Annotated in this window: 7 protein-coding genes; 5 read left to right on the top strand and 2 right to left on the bottom strand. The window is 70.1% G+C overall.

Annotated elements, in window-relative coordinates; translation table 11 throughout:
• The 3 genes from ABZ717_RS09870 to ABZ717_RS09860 form a co-directional block, all read left to right on the top strand.
• The coding region (locus tag ABZ717_RS09870; RefSeq protein ID WP_358507804.1) for an AAA family ATPase at positions 1 to 1059 on the top strand (1059 nt) is incomplete at its 5' end.
• A 120-nt stretch (positions 1060 to 1179) separates the two neighbouring features.
• Positions 1180 to 4500 carry a right-handed parallel beta-helix repeat-containing protein gene (locus ABZ717_RS09865; RefSeq protein ID WP_358507802.1) on the top strand — a complete coding sequence of 1107 codons (3321 nt, stop codon included), beginning with the start codon at positions 1180 to 1182 and terminating at the stop codon, positions 4498 to 4500.
• Positions 4501 to 4594: 94 nt separating this feature from the next.
• Positions 4595 to 4948, top strand: a complete 354-nt coding sequence (locus ABZ717_RS09860; RefSeq protein WP_358507800.1) for a hypothetical protein — start codon at positions 4595 to 4597, stop codon at positions 4946 to 4948.
• Between the two features lie 17 nt (positions 4949 to 4965).
• On the opposite strand, the gene ABZ717_RS09855 is transcribed toward ABZ717_RS09860, so the two are convergent.
• Entirely contained in the window at positions 4966 to 5121 is a 156-nt protein-coding gene (locus tag ABZ717_RS09855) for a hypothetical protein (protein ID WP_358507798.1), read from the bottom strand.
• 166 nt (positions 5122 to 5287) lie between these two features.
• Here ABZ717_RS09855 and ABZ717_RS09850 point away from each other — a divergent pair, with 166 nt between their 5' ends.
• On the top strand, positions 5288 to 5524 hold the full coding sequence (locus ABZ717_RS09850; RefSeq protein ID WP_358507797.1) for a hypothetical protein: 237 nt from the start codon (positions 5288 to 5290) through the stop codon (positions 5522 to 5524).
• Between the two features lie 53 nt (positions 5525 to 5577).
• Positions 5578 to 5967 carry a hypothetical protein gene (locus ABZ717_RS09845; RefSeq protein WP_358507817.1) on the top strand — a complete coding sequence of 130 codons (390 nt, stop codon included), beginning with the start codon at positions 5578 to 5580 and terminating at the stop codon, positions 5965 to 5967.
• Positions 5968 to 5995: 28 nt separating this feature from the next.
• Here ABZ717_RS09845 and ABZ717_RS09840 read toward each other — a convergent pair whose 3' ends face one another.
• Complete coding sequence (locus tag ABZ717_RS09840) at positions 5996 to 6544, bottom strand: hypothetical protein (RefSeq protein ID WP_358507795.1); 549 nt, start codon at positions 6542 to 6544, stop codon at positions 5996 to 5998.
• Positions 6545 to 6796 lie beyond the last annotated feature (252 nt).

Genomic DNA, 6796 nt, shown 5'->3' with positions numbered 1-6796 from the left:
GGGGAGGGCGTTCGTGAGCTGTTGGTCCGCCACTTCCAGGGGCAGAGCCGGGACGAGACGTTCGGCAACGGACGTGAGGCGCGGCGTCTGTTCGAGGAGATCGTCCAGGCCCAGGCCGGGAGGATCGTCGCCGGTGACGCCAGTTCCGTCGAGGCCCTCGCGCTGATCCTGCCCGAGGACCTGGAAGGTGTCGTGGACACCGGTCTGTCCGCGCGGGTGGGCGGTCCTCGGGACGCCGAACAGACCCGAGAGCTCATGGCCCGCCTGGAGAACATGGTGGGGCTCGCCGGGGTCAAGCGGGAGGTCGCCGACCTCATCAGCCTCATCTCCGCGAACCGACGCCGCGAGGAGGCGGGACTGGCCACCTCGATGTCCTCCCAACACCTGGTGTTCTCCGGTCCGCCCGGGACCGGCAAGACCACCGTGGCGCGCATCTACGGTCAGCTCATGGCGGCCCTGGGCGTGCTCGCGCAGGGGCAGGTGGTCGAGGCCGCCCGAGCCGATCTGGTGGGCTCCTACATCGGCCACACGGCGCAGAAGACCAAGGACGTGTTCGAACGGGCCCGCGGTGGGGTCCTGTTCGTCGACGAGGCCTACACGTTGGCTCGTCCGGGTGGTTCCGGCGGTGACTTCGGTCAGGAGGCCATCGACACCCTGCTCAAGCTCATGGAGGATCACCGTGACGAGGTGGTGGTGATCGCCGCGGGCTACACCGGCGAGATGGATGGTTTCCTGGCGAGCAACCCCGGGCTGGCCTCCCGCTTCTCCCGCACCGTCGAATTCGCTCCCTACGGCGGTGATGAACTACTGAGCATCTTCGTGGGAATGGCCGAAGGAGCCGACTTCTTGGTCCCCGAGGAGACCCGCGCGGCTCTGGCGGAGACCATGGGGCGCGAAGAGGCACGCCTGTCCGACGGCAACGGACGGGAGGTCCGCAAGCTGTTCGAGGCGAGCGTGACCCGGCAGGCGCGCCGGATCGAGGCCGCGGCCCTGGCCGGGGGCGTCCCCGACGTGAGCGAACTCCAGACACTGTCACCGGAGGACGTCGTCGGGTTCTGACCGACCCTGGCCACAAGGGGTACGGGCCGTATCGGGTTCCCGGACCCTGGGGTGGATACGGTACATAGCGCAGACCCTTTGGCGCGGCGCCGCGGCCGCTACCCCCTTGGGAGTCGATGGATGATCACGGTCCGCGTCTCGAAGACGGATTCCGCCGCGAGTTCTTCCCTGGGGCAGGTGCTCAGAGACCCCCGGTACACGGGCTCGGACCTCTACCTGCGGGTGGAGCCGGGCGAGTACGTCGAGCCCCAGGCGGTCGGAGTGCTACGGCGTGTGGTCGTGATGCCCACCGAAGGGGCGGGCACCGTCACGGTCACGGCGGGCAACGAGACCAACGTCTTCAACGTGCACAAGGGCGGCGACCTGGAGCTGTACGGGGTCGGCGTGCGTAGTTCATCGGACGAGTACCCGCCGCTGTACGTGCAGGAAGGGGCCCGGCTGCGCGCGGTCGACTGCGTCTTCACCTCACCGCGACGGGTGACCGTGTCCGGGGCGCACGCCGAGGTGATCGGCTGCCGATTCGAGGACAGCGGTCTGTTGTGGGACGGCAGCGAGGGCTTCGTACGCGACTGCTACTTCGCCGGCGCGGTGATCGCCGTCCAGGGGAGGTGTTCCCCGAAGATCGGCGGGACCATCTTCGCCGGGGCCCACGACGACTGGCACACCCTGTACGTGGCGGGGGCCTCCCCGGAGGTGACCGATTGCGCGCTGGTGGACGGCGGTGGCATCTACGTCCGGGATCGGGCCGCGCCCGAGTTCACCGACGTGCGGGTCACGGGCTCGCACGACTGGCCGGTCCGGGTCTACGAGCGTTCCCGTGCCGACTTCACCCGGCTGGTGGTGGAGTCGCCGCACAAGGAGGAGACGGACGCCTTCTTCGTCCATGGCGACTCCCAGAGCACCCTCCGCGACTGCGAGATCCTCGGCTCCACCCGGACCGGGCTGGCCATCGAGGGTGGTCGACTCATGGTGCGGGGCCTCAAGGTGGAGGGGGCCGCCGCCGACGCCGTCCTCATCGACGGCGCCGAGGCCACGGTGACCGACCTGCGCTGCGAGCAGGTCGGCAAGGCCGCCCTGCTGGTCGCCGATGGTGCCCGCGTGAAGGTGTCGGGGATGTCGGTGGCCGAGAGCGTCCAGGAGGGGCGTGGCGCGATCGCGGCGGTGCGTTCGCGTTTCGAGGTCGACGACCTGCGGGTGAGCCGATGGCATGGCCCGATGGCCATCGTGGTCGGTGGTACAGGGGGATTCGAGGACATCGTCGGCCACGACGTGGGGTCGGGGATCCACAGCCGTGAGGACGCCACGGTCACCGTGCGCGGCATGGTGCTGCGCGATGCCCGTGAGGACGGCCTCAACATCCTCGACGGCACCGAGGTGCGTCTGGTCGACGCCGACCTCTCCGAATGCGGGGAGGACGGCGTCTACGCGCAGGGTGGCTACGTCACGGTCCGCTCCTCCACGTTCTCGGGCAGCGGAGAGCGTGGTGTGCGTGTGGGTGAGGGCGCCGTGGTGGCCCTGGAGGACACCGCGATCAGGGACGGTCGGGGCGACGGTCTCATGGTGGAGGACGGTGGGCGGGTACGGCTGGTGCGCTGCACCGTGTCCGGCAACGACGACGAGGGTCTGTGGGCCGCCGCCGGCGCTTCGGTCTACCTGGAGGACAGCACCTTCAGCGACAACCGTGGGGGCGACGGCGAACGTGTGGTCGCCCGGGGCGGGGGTTCCTCCGGTCGTTCCGTCGGCGGGAACGGGGACGGGTCGGTACGGGACCGCGAACGCTCGCTGGACTCACTGCTCACCGAACTGAACGCGCTGGTCGGACAGGAACGGGTCAAACGGCAGGTCCGGGCCCTGGTCGACCTGCAACGGGTGAGCGCCGAACGGGTCGCGGCGGGGCTGCCCGGGTTGAACGTGGGCCGCCACCTGGTGTTGGCCGGACCGCCCGGGATCGGGAAGACGACCGTGGCCCGGCTGTACGGGCAGATCCTGAGGTCGTTGGGCGAGTCCGAACGTGGACGGTTCATCGAGGTGGCCCGGCCGGACCTGGTGGCCGAATACCAGGGAGGCACCCGGGACAGGGTGGCCGAGGCCGTGGAGCGGGCCCGCGGCGGGGTGCTGTTCGTCGACGGGGCGCACGCCCTGTTCGGTGAGTCCGGAACACCGGATGTGCACGGTCGAGAGGTGATCGACACCCTGGTCGCGCTGATGGAGGCGCCGGGCGAGGAATTCGTGTTGGTCCTGGCGGGGCACTCCGATCGGCTTCGGTCCCTGCTCGACGCCTCCCCCGGGCTGCGCGCGCGGGTGGCGCGGACCGTCGAGTTCGAGGAGTACTCACCCGAGCAACTGGCCGGGATCTTCGCCGGGGAGGCCGCTGAGCGCGGCTACGACCTGGGGGAGGGGGTGCATGACCTGTTGGTCGGTCACTTCCAACGCCGGGTCCGGGGCGTGGCCTTCGACAACGGGCGCGAGGTCCGCAGGGTGCTCGGTGGTGCGGTCCGGACCCAGTCCGAGCGGATCGTCGAGGGTGGTTACACGACCGTGGACGACCTCACCCGGCTCCTGTCCGAGGACCTGGAGGGGGTGACCGACCCCGTCGCGACCGATCCCGATCGGCGGATGGGCGGCCAGGTCACCGCGTTGATGGCCCGGCTGGACTCCCTGGCGGGCCGTGGTGAGGTCAAGGAGGCACTGGCCCGCCAACTGTCGAGCCTGCTGACATCACCCCGACGTGGTGGAGAGGAGGGGGAGGACCGGCGCTCACGCCACCTGGTGTTCTCCGGCCGGACCGGGACCGGGCGTTCCACCGTGGCCGGTCTGTACGGTGAACTCCTCGCCGCCCTGGGGCTGGCCGCGCGCGGACATTCGGTACGGCTGCGGGCCGAGGACCTGGTGGATCGGGGGCGCCCCTCCAAGGAGGCGCTGGCGGCCTTCGAACGAGCACGAGGCGGGGTGCTGTCGGTTCTCCTGCCGGAATCGGGAGGTTCCGGGGGAACCGGACTCGGTCAGGAGACGGCCGACGTCCTCGGCGGTCTGATGCGGACCCACCACGACGACGTCGCGGTGGTCCTGACCGGCGATCCCGAGTCGGTGGCGTCCCTGATGCGGGCCGGTCTTCGCCTGGCGGAGCGGTTCGCCGGACTGGTGGAGTTCGCGCCCTACAAGACCGACGAACTGGTGGAGGTCTTCGCGGCGATGGCCGAGGAGACCGGTCTGCGGTTGCCGAAACGGACCCGAGAGGCGCTGGCGGACCTGATCGGAGCGCCGACGGACGGGTTCGCCGAACGCGGCGGGATCGAGGTCCGCGCGCTCTTCGAGGAGTGTGTGGCGCGCCAGACGCGGCGGATCGAGGCCGCGGCCCACGGGGGCGAGATCCCCGAGGTGGCCGAACTCCAGACCCTGCTTCCCGAGGACCTGCCGCAGGGTTGGGGGAGCGGCGACTGACGCTCTGGACCGCTCCCGGCCTCTTGGTCCAATGATTACTCCGTGTGTGTCGGCGTTGAGCCTGCCGTGTCCGAAGTGTGGGTAGGTGGGCGATATGAGTCTGATGTTCATGTTGTTCGCCCTGATGGGCGCGGTGGTGGTTCTGGGCGTCGGATCCTACGTCCTACGAGGGGTGCTCGCCCGGATGGAGACGCGCCACGCGCTTCCCGAGCCGGAACCCCCGCCGCGAGCCGGCCCCAAGGAGGTCGTGGGCGGTTACGTTCCGGCGCAGCGTGATCCCGACGAGCTGCCCGCGGGGCTGCGCGCACGGGTACGCAACCTGATGGTCCTGGGGCATACCGACGAGGCGCTCGGTCTGGTCGCCTCGCACCTGGGCGGTGACCAGGCGCGCGCCCGCCGGGTGCTGCGACGTCTGGACGGGGGAGGGCGCCCGGCGCTGGAATCCTGAGGCGGTCGTCGGAGCGGTCAGATGTCCGGTCGGCTTTGCCAACGGGCCCAGACGGCGGTGGCGACGAAGAGGACGCCGCCGAGCAGTGCGAGCCAGAACAGGCCTTCGATCAGAGTGCCGACGATGGCGAGGATCAACCAGATCGCGAGCAGGGCGAGGACGAAGTACACCATGGGGCTCCCTGTGCGGTCATGTGGTCCGATGATCACCTACCCCACCGGTCGAGGACTGAAGCGCCGCCGCCGTGACCTGTGAGGACGGTGCCCCGTGGTGTCCGTTACGTCGCGTTGCCCCTGTGATCGGTGTGTGCGGTTGCCGACTTCTGGGGAAGGGAGGGTCATGAGTCTGGAAGAGGCATCACGTCAGCTGGAAGCCGCGATCCATGATGCGCGAGTGGCCTTCGACTGCATCCTCCTTGAGGAGTTGGACCGCGCGCACACCAACGCCATCACCGCCAGAGCGGCGGTGGACGCGGCGGAGCAGGCCATTCGGGTGGAGTTCGAACGCCGCCAGGCCGAGAAGGACGACAAGACGGACAAGGCCGGTTCGGGGTCCACGGAGAAGAAACCGGACTAGGGAATCGGACCGATTCACCCGGAGGTTATCGAACATACTTTCGAACAATGGGTATGCTGGGGGGCATGCCCGATCAGTCCCTGACGCCGGACTGGCCCGTGAGTGTGCACCCACCCGGGTCGGACTCCTTCGAGCAGACGGCCCTGGAGTGGTTGTTCGACCACGTGCCCGCCGACTACCGGTTGCACGGAGTCCTGCGCCGCCATCCCGTCGCTCTCTCCCGCCTGGCCCGCCAGTACGTCTCGGCGACGTTGGAGGCGGCCAGGGAGGGATATCGAACGGCCCGGGTGGACCTGCGTGGTCACCTGCCCCCGCACGCTCTCGACCAGGTCATGAGCGCCTACCTCGCCGAGGGTCGGCGCACGGCCGGGCTCCTCCGCTCCGTCGAGGCCGTGGACGAGGCCCTGCGCGCGGCCGGAACCGGGCGTTCCGATGGCGACTGAGGCGACCCCACGCCGCCCGAACTCCGGTTCAGGCGGTGACCCGTACCAGGATCGCGACCTCCTCACCGGTGTTCACCAGGTGCCGGCCTCCCCGCGTGCCACCGCCCACCACACGGGCCCGGCCCGAGGTCAGTTCCGCGGCCGACAGCATCTGACCGTCGGTGTCGGAGGTGATCAGGTGGGCGCGTCCGCTGACCAGGTACAGCGCCTCCAGGGTGTGCGCATTCTCGGCGCGCGGAGAGGGCCCGGCGATGAAGCCGTTGGGCTCCAGGGCCACGGACGTGACCCGGAAGCGCCCACGGACCAGGCGGCGGACGCTGCGCGGGGCGGGCTGCCAGCTCCCTCGGCGGGTCGGCCAGAGGGTCGGGCGCAGCGCGGTCGCGGCGTCCCTGGCGGCGACGACCACCTGTCCGAGAGTGGGCAGGCGGCGAGCGCCCAGGTGGGCGTAGCCGGAGGTGCGTCCGGCGTCCACGACGTCGCCGATCCCGTCCAGGGACACGGTCGCGGTGCGTTGTCGGGGGGCGTGCTCGGTCGGAACGCGAGGGGCGGTGGCCGGCGCGGAGGTCTGCTGCGGCATCGTGAGAGGATCCTTCACGTGTGCGTGATCACCGGTGTGGTGGGCGATCACGGGAAAGTCGTCATGGGGCCCGGGAGGTCCCGGAACGGTGGGGTCGATGCCTCCGAACGCGCGTTCGGAGAGGAAGATCACCCAAGCGAAGACCCGTCACGGCCGTCTCACGTCGAAGGACGGGGGCCGATCACGGGCCGGTCGTGCGGGGTCGGTGGAATCCGTCCCCTCGACTGCGACTCAGTGACGACAACACGGACA

Source organism: Nocardiopsis sp. NPDC006832, assembly GCF_040635885.1.
In the GTDB taxonomy this organism is placed as follows: domain Bacteria; phylum Actinomycetota; class Actinomycetes; order Streptosporangiales; family Streptosporangiaceae; genus Nocardiopsis.
Note: the sequence above shows the minus strand (reverse complement) of the source record. Positions and strands in the feature narration are given on the sequence as shown.

Coding starts and splice junctions, on each gene's coding strand:
- ABZ717_RS09855 (WP_358507798.1), bottom strand. CDS start 5,121: ATGGTGTACTTCGTCCTCGCCCTGCTCGCGATCTGGTTGATCCTCGCC.
- ABZ717_RS09865 (WP_358507802.1), top strand. CDS start 1,180: ATGATCACGGTCCGCGTCTCGAAGACGGATTCCGCCGCGAGTTCTTCC.
- ABZ717_RS09860 (WP_358507800.1), top strand. CDS start 4,595: ATGAGTCTGATGTTCATGTTGTTCGCCCTGATGGGCGCGGTGGTGGTT.
- ABZ717_RS09850 (WP_358507797.1), top strand. CDS start 5,288: ATGAGTCTGGAAGAGGCATCACGTCAGCTGGAAGCCGCGATCCATGAT.
- ABZ717_RS09845 (WP_358507817.1), top strand. CDS start 5,578: ATGCTGGGGGGCATGCCCGATCAGTCCCTGACGCCGGACTGGCCCGTG.
- ABZ717_RS09840 (WP_358507795.1), bottom strand. CDS start 6,544: ATGCCGCAGCAGACCTCCGCGCCGGCCACCGCCCCTCGCGTTCCGACC.